Below are 12,377 nucleotides of genomic sequence, written 5' to 3'. Positions count from 1 at the left end.
GTTATACTCCGGATTCGCGAAAATGGATGTCGCTCACAGCGCGCAGACGTTCGGCGGCCTGCTCGGCCGTCAGATCACGCTGGGTTTCAGCCAGCATTTCATAGCCGACCATAAATTTGCGCACCGTGGCGGAGCGCAGCAGCGGCGGATAAAAATGCGCATGCAGCTGCCAGTGATTATTCTCTTCACCGTTAAACGGCGCACCGTGCCAGCCCATTGAGTAGGGGAATGAGCACTGGAACAGGTTGTCGTAACGGCTGGTCAGCTTTTTCAACGCCAGGGCAAGATCGCTGCGCTGGTCGTCGGTTAAATCGGTCAGACGCTGGATGTGAGCTTTGGGCAGCAGCAACGTCTCGAAAGGCCATGCTGCCCAGTAGGGAACCACGGCGAGCCAGTGTTCGGTCTCGACGATAGTACGGCTACCGTCGGCTAATTCACGCTGCACGTAATCCACCAGCATCGGCGCGCCGTGCTCGGTGAAGTAGGCTTTTTGCAGACGGTCTTCGCGCTCCGCTTCGTTAGGCAGGAAGCTGTTTGCCCATACCTGACCATGCGGATGCGGGTTGGAGCAGCCCATCGCCGCTCCTTTGTTCTCAAAGACCTGGACCCACGGATAGGTTTTTCCGAGGTCCGCGGTCTGTTCCTGCCACGTTTTAACCACGCCTTCCAGCGCTTCAACGCTCAGTTCCGGCAGCGTTTTGCTGTGGTCTGGCGAAAAGCAGATGACCCGGCTGGTGCCGCGGGCGCTCTGACAGCGCATTAGCGGATCATCGCTTTCCGGGGCGTCAGGGGTATCGGTCATCAAAGCCGCAAAGTCATTGGTAAAAACAAACGTACCGGTGTAGTTCGGGTTGGTGTCGCCGGTGACGCGGGTATTACCCGGGCACAGGAAACAATCCGGATCGTGCGCGGGCAACGTTTGCTTTGCCGGCGTTTCCTGCGCCCCCTGCCAGGGGCGCTTGGCGCGATGCGGAGAAACCAGAATCCACTGCCCGGTTAACGGGTTATAACGACGATGTGGATGGTCGACGGGGTTAAATACGCTCATGAAGGTTCCTTAGTCTGGATAACCCTGCGGATGACGGGACTGCCAGTGCCAGGTGTCCTGCGCCATTTCGTCAAGGTTGCGCGTCACGCGCCAGTTCAGATCGCGATCGGCCTTTTCAGCGTCCGCCCAGTAGGCCGGGAGGTCGCCGTCGCGGCGTGGCGCGAAGTGGTAGTTAATAGGTTTACCGCAGGCTTTACTGAAGGCATTGACCACGTCAAGCACGCTGCTGCCGACGCCTGCGCCAAGATTGTAGATATGCACGCCAGCTTTATCGGCCAGTTTTTCCATTGCCGCGACGTGGCCGTCGGCAAGGTCCATCACGTGAATGTAGTCACGAACGCCAGTGCCATCTTCGGTCGGGTAGTCGTTGCCGAAGACCGCCAGCGATTCGCGACGACCAACGGCAACCTGCGCGATATACGGCATCAAGTTGTTTGGGATCCCCTGCGGATCTTCCCCCATATCGCCCGACGGATGCGCGCCGACCGGGTTGAAGTAGCGCAGCAGCGCGATGCTCCAGTCCGGCTGGGCTTTTTGCAGGTCAGTGAGGATCTGCTCAACCATCAGCTTGCTTTTGCCATACGGGCTCTGCGGAGTGCCGGTCGGGAAACTTTCAACATAAGGGATTTTTGGCTGGTCGCCGTAGACGGTGGCGGAGGAGCTAAAAATGAAGTTTTTCACGCCAGCAGCGCGCATAGCGGAAACTAATTTCAGCGTGCCGGTTACGTTATTGTCGTAGTATTCCAGCGGTTTGGCGACGGACTCCCCGACGGCTTTCAGACCGGCGAAATGGATCACGGCTTCAATCGCGTGATCGTGAAGAATTTCCGTCATCAGCGCTTCATTACGAATATCGCCTTCGACAAAGGTGGCGCTTTTCCCGCCGAGACGTTCAATGACCGGCAATACACTGCGCTTACTGTTGCAGAGATTGTCGAGAATAATCACTTCATGTCCCTGCAGTAGCAGTTGAACGCAGGTGTGACTTCCAATGTAACCGCTACCACCTGTAACCAGTACTTTCATGATTCGCTCCAATAGGCTTATCGTGTGAGAAGAAGATAGCATACCAAAGATGGAAAAAGTGTGACACAGGCCAAATTGGTGGAATCGTTTACACTAAAAATCACAATTACTATATTTGATTTTTTTTATTTTAAAAACAGTTGGATATAATTTGCGGTGGACATAATTCTGAAAAAATCAGGGATCCGCAGACCCCTGTACAGGCTTAATTTTCCAGCGGACCCACCTGGTAAGTGTAACCGTCTCCACTCGTAATAAACGCCAGGCGGTGGGTAATGCAGTCCGGTGCGTCCTCGGCGTGGTGGGAAACAAACAGCAGCTGCGTCGAACCTTCGCTAATGAGCACATCGATAAAGCGGCGCACCAGCTGGCGGTTGAGCGGGTCTAGCCCCTGTAACGGTTCATCAAGGATCAGCAGGGTAGGGTGTTTGACCAGTGCGCGGACGATCAGCGCCAGCCGCTGCTGTCCCCAGGAAAGGCTATGAAACGGCGCATCGGCAGTGCGCTTGTCGATCCCGAGGATATCCAGCCAGTTCTGCACCAGCTTGTGCTGCTTGTCGGAAACAGCCTGGTAGATGCCGATAGAGTCGAAGTAGCCTGAGAGAATCACGTTACGCACGTTGGTGCTGACGCGGTACTCCAGATGCAGGCTGCTGCTCACGTAACCAATATGCTTTTTAATATCCCAGATGGTTTCGCCGCTGCCACGACGGCGGCCAAACAAGGTCAGGTCATTACTATACCCCTGCGGATGATCGCCAGTGACCAGGCTGAGGAGAGTGGATTTTCCGGCACCGTTGGGGCCGACTATCTGCCAGTGTTCGCCAGGATTTACCGTCCAGCTCAGGTGATTAATGATCGGCCGATCGTTATAAGAAACTCTGCCGTCGTTCAGCATGATGAGTGGTGCATTGTCGTCCAGCGCGTGACGCGCGGCCGGGGCGTCCGGCTCCGGTAGGGTCATGCCGTCAAGCTTTTCGCTATGCGCCAACTGGGCGATCAGCGCCTGTTTCAGCAGCGCCTGCTTTTCCCCAGTTTCGCTCAGGACGCAGTCCGCCAGCACGCCAGCGAACTGGACGAATTCTGGTATTTCATCGAAACGGTTAAGTACCAGCACAAGGGTGATACCTTCGCGATTAAGCGTCGCCAGTAGTTCCGCCAGCTGCTGGCGCGAGGCGACATCAAGTCCATCGAACGGTTCATCAAGAATGAGCAGGTCGGGGTTGCCCATCAGCGCCTGGCACAGCAGCGTTTTACGCGTTTCGCCGGTAGAGAGATATTTAAAGCGTCGCTGTAGCAGGTGGCTAATACCAAACTGTTCGCCAAGGCGGGCGCAGCGAGAAGGGTCTTTAAATTCGTCCTGGATGATTTCCGCCGCTGTGCGTCCGGTATCTTCTTCTCCTGGGCTGAGCAAATCGGTGTTGTTGCGTTGCCACTCGTCGCTGACCAGCTTTTGTAACTGCTCAAAAGAGAGGCGGGTGATGCGCGAGAAAGTACATTCCCGCTGCCCGCTAAGCAGCGTCAGCTCGCCGGACAGCGCCCGCGCAAGGGCTGATTTCCCGCTGCCGTTGCTGCCGACGAAAGCCCAGCTTTCGCCAGCGCGCACGCTGAGGTGCTCAATATTTAACGTTTTTGTGTCGCTCAGGCGAAACGTGCCTTGCGAAATTTGCAATAATGACATTGTGTATCCCACTTTTTGCAGCGATGTGCTTCAGGGATACGTCTTCACGGGCGTAATGTCAATGCCATTAGCACAACGTAGCGAGAATGATGCGATCGGCATTAAAATAGGCTATCGCTTCCGCGCCTTCCGTCAGATCGCGTGTCTGCTCCACCGGCAGGGTGGCGCAAAGGCTCTGACCATCCGGGAGCGCCATCAGCACTTCACACTGTTCCGGCCCGCGTTCGATATGGCTGATACGTCCGGCTAGCTGGTTATCAGCCTGGTCCGCCAGCGTTGAATCCTGGGTAATACCGACCCACGGCGCTTTCAACAGCACGAGTACTTCCTGACCTTCATCAAGGCCCAGACGATCGGCGCTTTGCGCGGTGATGGCGACTTTAAAGCGGGTTTGCCCGTCGGCCAGTAGCACTTCAACATGCTGCTGTACCTGCTGGTGGTCGCGCCCGGTAATGGTGCCAAACCACTGGTTGCGCGCGCTGGTTTGTAGTGAGAAACGTGAAATGGCTGCCAGCAGGCTGTCGAGGGGCAGGGCGTCATCATCACTCAGGACATCAAACGCTTTCTGCTGAATCTGCGCCAGCAAATCGTAAAGCTGAATCAGCCGCTGCCCGTAACGGGTGAGGACGGCGCCGCCACCACCTTTACCGCCGGTAGCGCGATCGACCAGGATTTGTTCGCTCAGCTGATTCATTTCATTAATGGCATCCCAGGCGCTTTTATAGCTGATGCCGGCGTTTTTTGCCCCCTGACTAATGGAGCCGGTCTGGTCAATCTGCTTCAGCAGGGCGATACGGCGGGGATCGGCGAACAGGCGCTGCTGTAATTTTAGGGTAAGAAGAATTTCGGCCTGCATAATCATATCCTGACGAAAAAAGGCTATTGTGACCGATAGCGGTCATCTTGCAAGATGCATCTGTCGCGGCGGCCTGTGAGGCACCGCACAAATGGGGCGTGTTTTTCCGGCTGAATTCGTTACAATAAAGCATTCGTACTTTCTGGAGCCAACCATGTTAGAGCTATTGAAAAGTCTGGTTTTTGCCGTAGTCATGGTCCCTGTGGTGATGGCCGTCATCCTGGGTCTGATTTACGGGCTGGGCGAAGTGTTTAACCTCTTCTCCGGAGCCGGTCACAAAGACAGCAGACCGCAAAATCACTGATTTCCCTGCGCCCGGTTCTGCCGGGCGTTTTTATTTCTCCCCTCAATTGATCCGCCTCTAATTACCCCTAATTTGCTCTGGGAAAACCCCAGCCTTATCGCTATATTAGCTCCTACATAACGCACTCACAGGAGTTTCAGATGGCAGGTCAATGGTTACGCTTTTTTGCTGGAGCAACGTTAACGCTCTCCGTTGCAGGTCACGCGCTGGCGGAAGATGGTAAAATTACGGTGTTTGCAGCGGCATCGCTGACTAACGCAATGCAGGATATCGCTAAAGAGTATAAGAAAGAGAAAAACGTTGATGTAGTTTCTTCGTTTGCTTCTTCATCGACTCTGGCACGACAGATTGAAGCAGGCGCGCCAGCGGATCTGTTTATCTCCGCTGACCAAAAATGGATGGATTACGCGGTTGAGAAAAAGAGCATCGATACTGCGACACGCGCCACTCTACTGGGCAATAGTCTGGTTGTCGTTGCGCCGAAAGCCAGCGCTCAGGGCGACATCACTATCAATGATAAAACAGACTGGACTAGCCTGCTGAAAGGCGGCCGTCTGGCGGTTGGCGACCCGGAACACGTGCCTGCGGGTATCTATGCTAAAGAAGCGCTGCAAAAACTGGGTGCCTGGGAAACGCTGTCACCGAAGCTGGCTCCAGCGGAAGACGTGCGCGGTGCGCTGGCGCTGGTTGAACGTAGCGAAGCCCCGTTGGGTATTGTTTACGGCTCTGATGCCGTTGCCAGTAAAGGCGTGAAAGTTGTCGGCACCTTCCCGGAAGATTCCCACAAGAAAGTGGAATATCCGCTGGCTATCGTTGACGGACATAAAAATGCGACGGTTAGCGCATTTTATGACTATCTGAAAGGACCGGAAGCTTCCGCCATTTTTAAACGTTACGGATTTACGACTCACTAATGTTCTTAAGCGATCCCGAATGGCAGGCGGTACTGCTGAGCCTGAAAGTTTCATCCCTGGCGGTGGTGTTTAGCTTACCTTTCGGGATCTTTTTTTCCTGGCTGCTGGTTCGACGGGATTTCCCCGGCAAAGCGCTGCTCGATAGCATCCTCCACTTGCCGCTAGTATTGCCTCCGGTGGTGGTGGGCTATCTGTTATTGATTGCCATGGGACGGCGTGGTTTTATCGGCAGCTGGCTTTATGACTGGTTTGGTCTGAGCTTTGCCTTTAGCTGGCGCGGCGCGGTGCTGGCGGCGGCGGTGATGTCTTTTCCACTGATGGTGCGGGCTATTCGCCTGGCGCTGGAAGGGGTTGATGTCAAGCTTGAGCAGGCGGCACGCACGCTTGGTGCGGGTCGCTGGCGGGTGTTTTTCACCATTACCCTACCTTTAACGCTTCCGGGAATTATCGTCGGTACCGTGCTGGCCTTCGCCCGTTCGCTGGGCGAATTTGGCGCGACCATTACCTTTGTTTCTAATATTCCTGGTGAAACGCGCACCATTCCCTCGGCTATGTATACTCTGATTCAGACCCCCGGCGGCGAAGGCGCGGCAGCACGGCTGTGTTTGATTTCAATTGTGCTGGCGCTGATATCGCTGCTGATTTCTGAATGGCTGGCCCGGCTTAGTCGCAAACGGATGGGGAAATAACCATGCTCGAGCTTGATTTCACCCAGACGCTGGGCACTCACTGTTTGCAGATCTGTGAGACGCTCCCCGCCAGCGGCATCACGGCGGTGTTCGGCGTATCCGGTGCGGGAAAAACTTCTTTGATTAACGCCATCAGTGGCCTAACGCGCCCGCAGCAGGGGCGTATCGTGCTTAACGGCAGAGTGCTTAATGATGTCGAAAAGCGTATCTGTCTGGCGCCGGAAAAACGCCGTATTGGCTATGTTTTTCAGGATGCTCGCCTGTTTCCGCACTACAAGGTGCGCGGCAATCTGAAGTACGGCATGGCGAAGAGCATGGCCGACCAGTTCGATAAGCTGGTGGATCTGCTTGGCATCGCGCCGCTGCTTGACAGGCTACCGGGAGGGCTATCCGGTGGGGAAAAACAGCGGGTAGCCATTGGCCGGGCATTACTCACCGCACCGGAGCTGCTGCTGCTTGATGAGCCGCTGGCGTCGCTGGATATTCCACGTAAACGCGAGCTGTTGCCCTATCTGCAACGTCTGGCGCGGGAGATTAACATCCCGATGCTCTACGTCAGCCATTCATTGGATGAGATTCAGCATCTGGCGGATAAAGTGCTGGTGCTGGAAGAGGGGAAAGTGAAAGCTTTTGGCTGCCTGGAAGCGGTGTGGAGCAGCAGCATAATGCACCCCTGGCTACCGCAGGATCAGCAAAGCACCATTCTCAATGTAACCATTGCCGCTCAGCATTCGCAGTATGCGATGACTGCGCTGGCGCTCGGCGACCAGCAGATATGGGTTAATCAGCTCGACAGACCGCAGGGTGAAGCGGCGCGTATCCGCATTCAGGCTTCAGATGTCTCGCTGGTACTACAGCCTGGGCAGAGAACCAGCATCCGTAATATTTTGCCCGCGCAGGTGATGCAGTGCATCGAAAGTAACGGTCAGGTTGAGGTCAGGCTTGAAATTAGTGGTCGAACGCTGTGGGCTCGTATTAGCCCGTGGGCGCGCGATGACCTGGGCATTACCCCAGGCCAGCAGCTGTATGCGCAAATAAAAAGCGTGTCAATCGCCGCCTGATTAAAGCAGGTGGCGATTGATGTAGTCAGCGATGCTGGTGGTTTCGTTTTCACCAATCACCACATTGGCGCGCGCTTTGACTTCATCCACTGCGTTGCCCATCGCCACGCCGGTACCGGCGGCTTCCAGCATGCTAAGATCGTTGTAGTTATCGCCGAAAGCGACGACATCCTGCATCGACAGGCCCTGCGATGCTACCCACTGCGCCAGGCGTTTGCCTTTGCTGTTGCCTTCGCGGGCGATATCAACCTGATCGTGCCACGACCATTCGCATTCCAGACCTAGCGTCTGGCCGACATGCTGGGCAAAGCGCTGTAGTTTTGCGGTATCTTCATCGGTCAGGGCGAATTTCCACACGGCATTCACTTCACGGGCCGCCTGGGCCAGAGAGGCGACCTGAGTGAATACCGGGCGCTGCGCCACGGGTAAAGATTCCGCCCAGTTAGCGGTGCGAATAACGTGCCCGGTTGGTTGCTCATACAGCATCGCGTCGTCAACGTACATCAGGCCGTGAATATCGTGTTCGACCAGCATATCCGTCAGGCTCAGGGCTTTATCTACCGGCATCGGATCGGACTCCAGAACCTTTTTTGCATGATAATCATACAAATAAGTGCCATTACAACAAATTGCAGGTGTATCCAGAGCCAGTGCCTGATAAAAAGGATGGATAGCGACGTGATGTCGGCCGGTGACGACGATCACCTGGTATCCAGCGTCTCTGGCGCGAGCCAGTGCGTCGAGCGAGGCGGGGAGGATGGCTTTTTTTCCGGTCAGTAGGGTGCCGTCTAAATCCAGGGCAATCACGCGTGAGGTCATGTGTTGTTTCCGGTTAATGATGAAAAGTTAGCTGGCTATGATGGTACACCGCTGTGCCATTCGGGCAAACTTTTCAGCATCTACCGCTAAAAGAGTCGGTACACTTGATTCGTCAGGCTGCTGCAAGGCAACCTGAATCATGTAGTATACCCTAAATAATTCGAGTTGCAGGAAGGCAGCGACGCAGGGAGTCCCCTGGAACTTACTCCAGTAAGTGACTGGGGTGAGCGAGGAAAGCTAACGCACATGCAACTTGAAGTATGACGGGTATATATGCGTATTGTGTTTTTCAGGGTGTTGTTAGTCTGAAAAATGAAATTTCCACGTGCAGTGAGGAAGGAGTATTCATGAAACAAACCGTTTATACCGCCAGCCCGGAAAGCCAGCAGATCCACGTCTGGAATCTGGATGTTGAGGGGAAACTGACCCTGGCGCAGGTTGTTGATGCCCCAGGTCAGGTGCAGCCGATGGTGGTGAGCCCGAACAAAGAGTATCTCTACGTCGGCGTGCGTCCGGAGTTTCGCGTACTGGCCTACCGCATTGCGCCTGATAATGGCGCCCTGACCTTCGCTGGCGAAGCCGCGCTGCCGGGTAGCCCAACGCATATTTCTACCGATCATCAAGGTCGTTTTGTTTTTAGTGCCTCTTATAATTCGGGCTGTGTAAGCGTGACGCCGCTGACCGATGGCCTGCCGGGTGAAACGGTGACCGTGGTTGAAGGGCTCGAAGGCTGCCATTCGGCAAATATCTCTCCGGACAATCGCACCCTATGGGTTCCGGCGCTGAAGCAGGATCGTATCTGCCTGTTTACCCTCAGCGACGATGGTTTCCTTGCCGCGCAAGAACCGGCTGAAGTGACCACCGTTGAAGGCGCAGGCCCGCGTCATATGACGTTCCATCCGAACCAGCAGTACGGCTACTGCGTCAATGAACTTAATAGCTCTGTTGACGTCTGGGAGCTGAAAGATCCGTACGGCAAAATCGAGTGCGTGCAGACGCTGGACATGATGCCTTCTGATTTCACCGGTGTTCGCTGGGCGGCGGATATCCATCTGACCCCGGATGGTCGTCACCTCTACGCCTGCGATCGTACCGCCAGCATTATCACCATCTTCAGCGTCTCCGAAGACGGCAGCGTGTTGTCCATCGAAGGCTATCAGCCAACCGAAGCACAACCGCGCGGCTTTAACCTCGATCACAGCGGAAAATACCTGATTGCCGCTGGTCAGAAATCACATCATGTTGCGGTGTATGAAATCGAAGGCGAGCAGGGTCTGTTGCAAGAAAAAGGGCGCTATGCCGTCGGCCAGGGCCCAATGTGGGTGGTGGTTAACGCGTACTAAGCCTGCTGCTTATGACTGAAAACCTCGCTGCGGCGAGGTTTTTTTATGCTTGAGTCGACGGTTATTTTACCCGCATGCGATACTCAATCATGCCGCTTTTATCCGCCACCCAGTTATACAAACGCTGGCCGCGCAGGTTGGTTTCATGAGTGTGCCAGTACAGGCTGGCAGCGTGGCGTTTACGCGCCTGCTGCTGAACATATTCAATTAACTGTTTACCGATATGCTTGCCCCGAACCTCCGGGTCAACGAACAGGTCTTCCAGATAGCAGTAGTCGCTTTCGGCCCAGGTGGTGCGATGGAACAGGTAATGCACCAGCCCAACTATCGATCCTTCATGCTTTGCTACGGCGCAAAACATCGATTCAATGGGATTTAAAAAACGGCTCCAGGTCAATTGCGTCACGGTTTCCGGGATATCGACGCGGTAAAATACCTGGTAGCTTTTCCACAGCGGCAACCACTGGGCAAAGTCGCTGTCGGTTGCGGGTTCGATGGTGATTTGAGATAAATTCATAGTGGTCCTTATTTTTTTTAAATGGGTGTTTTGTCCTCACTGAGCGCCATGTTAGAAGTTCTTATGGTTCCTAAAAAGTGACACTTTCTATATATTTGTAGGATCCACTTTTACCTTAAAAATATCTCTCATAGCCATGGCTAAACCAGTTGCTCCTCTCTTTCAGGACCTGTTATTACAACGCGGGATCATCAAAGATCAGGTTTATCATGCCCTGCGTAACGCTATCCTTGACGGTCGTTTGACGGCGGGTTCAAAAGTCCCCTCAAGCCGTGCGCTGGCTGAGATGATGGCGATCTCCAGGAACTCGGTTATCTCGGGTTTCGATCGCCTGATGGATGAGGGGTATCTGGTGACGCGCAAGGGCGCGGGCACGTTTGTCTGCCAACATATCCCGGATAACTTCATTAGCGAGCATTATTCGCCAGCGGCGCCTGAAGCGGCAGCATCTGCTATCGGGCAACTCAATCCCGATATCTCGGCATTGATACCCTCATGGTCCGAAAGCCAGGAAAGTGGGGGGATGAACCGGGTTTTTGCGGTGGGTATCGGCTGTACCGATCTCTTTCCTCACGCTTTATGGGGACGATTGCTGGGGCGCATCTGGCGACAGTCGCGTCGTGAACTAGGAATGCACACCACGCCTTACGGATATCTACCGTTGCGACGAGCCATCAGTCACTATATTCAGGCGACGCGCGGCGTAAATTGTCATGAAGATCAGATTATTATCGTCAATGGTATTCAACAGGCGCTGACGATCACTACTCAGGCATTGCTGGTACCTGGCGATGAGGTTTGGCTGGATGACCCTGGATACAACGGCGCTCGCGGTGCATTCGCCGCCAGAGGTGTCTCCGTCCGGCCCGTTCGTGTTGATGGCGATGGCATGGATATTCAGGATGGAATATTGCACTACCCAGGGGCGAAACTGGTCTATACCGCGCCCTCGCATCAGTTTCCGCTCAGCGGAACTCTCAGCCTGCCGAGAAGGCTTGCCTTACTGGAATGGGCAGAAGCCCATCGGGCCTGGATTTTCGAAGATGACTACAACAGTGAGTTTCGCTACGCCGCCCGTTCATTACAGGCTTTGCAGGGGCTAGATAAACATCAGCGGGTTATCTATTCCGGGACATTCTCTAAGATGATGTACCCGGAATTTCGCCTTGGTTTTTTGGTGGTGCCTGAGCATTTACGTGAACAGTTTGCCATCACCAAGTATTACACCGATCTTAGTAGCGGCTATCTGGAACAGGCGGTTCTGGCACGTTTTCTCAGTGAGGGGCACTACGCCAGCCATGTTCGTCGTATCCGCAAAGCTTGTTTTGAGCGCAAAAGTGCGCTGGAGGCGGCGATTGAGCACTATTTTCCTGGACGTATGGCGGTTCATCCGACGGATTCGGGCGTTCATTTAGTCTGCTGGCTGCTGAATGGTCTAAAAGCCAAAGAGGTGGAAGACAAGGCTCGTCGGATAGGTTTAGGTGTACAGACCTTTGAGCGATACTGTCAGCGGGCGATGGCGAGAGAGGGGATTTTACTCGGTTTTGCTAACCATCCGCCGGAGATCCTGGTCGATGGCGTCAGGCGTCTGGCTGCGGTGCTTTAGCGCGTGGTAATGTGTTTATATAATTAGCCTTATAAAAAGGCTAATTAAATATTGCATATATTTATTTAATATCCGTCTCCTGTTGTGGATTTTATACCTGACAACAGGAGGCGAATTTTAGGAAAAATTATACTGTAGGTGGCTTTTATTTCTATCCCCAGGTCCTGTTTAACCGTTATTCCACCTATTAATAATAGCTGACTTCCTTGTTTCATTAATTCCTGTTGCTATCTTAGATATCATCCATGGTATAACTTACGACAATTTCCAGCGTCTTACGGATAACATCTGCCGTCACCACATCGCTAGTCGTCTCAAGGGCATTAATTAACCAGAATATAATAGCCTTATTACTGAGATGCCCTTCAGTGGCAAGGATACTACTAATGGCCAGGGACATCACTGCAGATTCATCGATCAGCCTGTCGCCTGCATTGCGGAAATACTCAGAGAGTGCGGTATCATTCAGGCCTGCGTAGATATCTGATTGCTGATGCATAGTCTGTCTCATCA

13 protein-coding genes are annotated in these 12,377 nt (G+C 54.0%); 6 read left to right on the top strand and 7 right to left on the bottom strand.

Annotated elements, in window-relative coordinates; translation table 11 throughout:
• Nucleotide 1: 1 nt before the first annotated feature.
• The 4 genes from galT to modE all read right to left on the bottom strand — a co-directional run bounded on the left by galT (nt 2) and on the right by modE (nt 4,611).
• Nucleotides 2-1,048 carry a galactose-1-phosphate uridylyltransferase gene (gene galT / locus DA718_RS19475; RefSeq protein WP_112214445.1) on the bottom strand — a complete coding sequence of 349 codons (1,047 nt, stop codon included), beginning with the start codon at nt 1,046-1,048 and terminating at the stop codon, nt 2-4.
• Between the two features lie 9 nt (nt 1,049-1,057).
• Entirely contained in the window at nt 1,058-2,074 is a 1,017-nt protein-coding gene (gene galE / locus DA718_RS19470) for a UDP-glucose 4-epimerase GalE (RefSeq protein WP_112214444.1), read from the bottom strand.
• Between the two features lie 205 nt (nt 2,075-2,279).
• Nucleotides 2,280-3,755, bottom strand: coding sequence for a molybdate ABC transporter ATP-binding protein ModF (gene modF / locus DA718_RS30595; RefSeq protein ID WP_112214443.1), 1,476 nt, complete (start codon nt 3,753-3,755; stop codon nt 2,280-2,282).
• Nucleotides 3,756-3,822: 67 nt separating this feature from the next.
• Nucleotides 3,823-4,611 (bottom strand): molybdenum-dependent transcriptional regulator, encoded by a 789-nt coding sequence (gene modE / locus DA718_RS19460; protein ID WP_112214442.1) that lies wholly within the window; start codon nt 4,609-4,611, stop codon nt 3,823-3,825.
• A gap of 154 nt (nt 4,612-4,765) precedes the next feature.
• Between modE and DA718_RS19455 the strand changes: the two genes are divergently transcribed.
• From DA718_RS19455 to modC, 4 genes are all read left to right on the top strand, one after another.
• Nucleotides 4,766-4,915, top strand: a complete 150-nt coding sequence (locus tag DA718_RS19455; protein ID WP_004848993.1) for an AcrZ family multidrug efflux pump-associated protein — start codon at nt 4,766-4,768, stop codon at nt 4,913-4,915.
• A gap of 140 nt (nt 4,916-5,055) precedes the next feature.
• Nucleotides 5,056-5,829: a molybdate ABC transporter substrate-binding protein gene (gene modA, locus DA718_RS19450; RefSeq protein WP_112214441.1), complete on the top strand. Its 774-nt coding sequence runs from the start codon at nt 5,056-5,058 to the stop codon at nt 5,827-5,829.
• The gene (modB, locus tag DA718_RS19445) at nt 5,829-6,518 is read left to right on the top strand and encodes a molybdate ABC transporter permease subunit (RefSeq protein ID WP_112214440.1); all 690 of its coding nucleotides are present in this window, start codon (nt 5,829-5,831) and stop codon (nt 6,516-6,518) included. The genes modA and modB overlap by 1 nt, the downstream gene beginning before the upstream one ends.
• Before the next feature lie 2 nt (nt 6,519-6,520).
• Nucleotides 6,521-7,579 (top strand): molybdenum ABC transporter ATP-binding protein ModC, encoded by a 1,059-nt coding sequence (gene modC, locus DA718_RS19440; protein ID WP_112214439.1) that lies wholly within the window; start codon nt 6,521-6,523, stop codon nt 7,577-7,579.
• On the opposite strand, the gene DA718_RS19435 is transcribed toward modC, so the two are convergent.
• Nucleotides 7,580-8,398 (bottom strand): pyridoxal phosphatase, encoded by an 819-nt coding sequence (locus DA718_RS19435; protein ID WP_112214438.1) that lies wholly within the window; start codon nt 8,396-8,398, stop codon nt 7,580-7,582.
• Nucleotides 8,399-8,745: 347 nt separating this feature from the next.
• On the opposite strand from DA718_RS19435, the gene pgl reads away from it, so the two are divergent.
• Complete coding sequence (gene pgl / locus DA718_RS19430) at nt 8,746-9,741, top strand: 6-phosphogluconolactonase (protein ID WP_112214437.1); 996 nt, start codon at nt 8,746-8,748, stop codon at nt 9,739-9,741.
• 61 nt (nt 9,742-9,802) lie between these two features.
• Here the strand turns inward: pgl and DA718_RS19425 are convergent, their stop codons facing one another.
• The gene (locus DA718_RS19425) at nt 9,803-10,258 is read right to left on the bottom strand and encodes a GNAT family N-acetyltransferase (protein WP_112214436.1); all 456 of its coding nucleotides are present in this window, start codon (nt 10,256-10,258) and stop codon (nt 9,803-9,805) included.
• Between the two features lie 136 nt (nt 10,259-10,394).
• Between DA718_RS19425 and pdxR the strand changes: the two genes are divergently transcribed.
• Complete coding sequence (gene pdxR, locus DA718_RS19420) at nt 10,395-11,864, top strand: MocR-like pyridoxine biosynthesis transcription factor PdxR (protein ID WP_112214435.1); 1,470 nt, start codon at nt 10,395-10,397, stop codon at nt 11,862-11,864.
• Between the two features lie 232 nt (nt 11,865-12,096).
• Here the strand turns inward: pdxR and DA718_RS19415 are convergent, their stop codons facing one another.
• On the bottom strand, nt 12,097-12,363 hold the full coding sequence (locus DA718_RS19415; protein ID WP_110276842.1) for a biofilm development regulator YmgB/AriR family protein: 267 nt from the start codon (nt 12,361-12,363) through the stop codon (nt 12,097-12,099).
• Between the last annotated feature and the right edge of the window lie 14 nt (nt 12,364-12,377).

Source organism: Klebsiella huaxiensis (assembly GCF_003261575.2).
Lineage (GTDB): Bacteria > Pseudomonadota > Gammaproteobacteria > Enterobacterales > Enterobacteriaceae > Klebsiella > Klebsiella huaxiensis.
This window is presented reverse-complemented; position numbering and strand designations above follow the sequence as displayed.

What these genes read in the sequence shown, in the direction of transcription:
- galT (WP_112214445.1), bottom strand. Translation starts at nt 1,048, where the DNA reads ATGAGCGTATTTAACCCCGTCGACCATCCACATCGTCGTTATAACCCG.
- galE (WP_112214444.1), bottom strand. Translation starts at nt 2,074, where the DNA reads ATGAAAGTACTGGTTACAGGTGGTAGCGGTTACATTGGAAGTCACACC.
- modF (WP_112214443.1), bottom strand. Translation starts at nt 3,755, where the DNA reads ATGTCATTATTGCAAATTTCGCAAGGCACGTTTCGCCTGAGCGACACA.
- modE (WP_112214442.1), bottom strand. Translation starts at nt 4,611, where the DNA reads ATGCAGGCCGAAATTCTTCTTACCCTAAAATTACAGCAGCGCCTGTTC.
- DA718_RS19455 (WP_004848993.1), top strand. Translation starts at nt 4,766, where the DNA reads ATGTTAGAGCTATTGAAAAGTCTGGTTTTTGCCGTAGTCATGGTCCCT.
- modA (WP_112214441.1), top strand. Translation starts at nt 5,056, where the DNA reads ATGGCAGGTCAATGGTTACGCTTTTTTGCTGGAGCAACGTTAACGCTC.
- modB (WP_112214440.1), top strand. Translation starts at nt 5,829, where the DNA reads ATGTTCTTAAGCGATCCCGAATGGCAGGCGGTACTGCTGAGCCTGAAA.
- modC (WP_112214439.1), top strand. Translation starts at nt 6,521, where the DNA reads ATGCTCGAGCTTGATTTCACCCAGACGCTGGGCACTCACTGTTTGCAG.
- DA718_RS19435 (WP_112214438.1), bottom strand. Translation starts at nt 8,398, where the DNA reads ATGACCTCACGCGTGATTGCCCTGGATTTAGACGGCACCCTACTGACC.
- pgl (WP_112214437.1), top strand. Translation starts at nt 8,746, where the DNA reads ATGAAACAAACCGTTTATACCGCCAGCCCGGAAAGCCAGCAGATCCAC.
- DA718_RS19425 (WP_112214436.1), bottom strand. Translation starts at nt 10,258, where the DNA reads ATGAATTTATCTCAAATCACCATCGAACCCGCAACCGACAGCGACTTT.
- pdxR (WP_112214435.1), top strand. Translation starts at nt 10,395, where the DNA reads ATGGCTAAACCAGTTGCTCCTCTCTTTCAGGACCTGTTATTACAACGC.
- DA718_RS19415 (WP_110276842.1), bottom strand. Translation starts at nt 12,363, where the DNA reads ATGCATCAGCAATCAGATATCTACGCAGGCCTGAATGATACCGCACTC.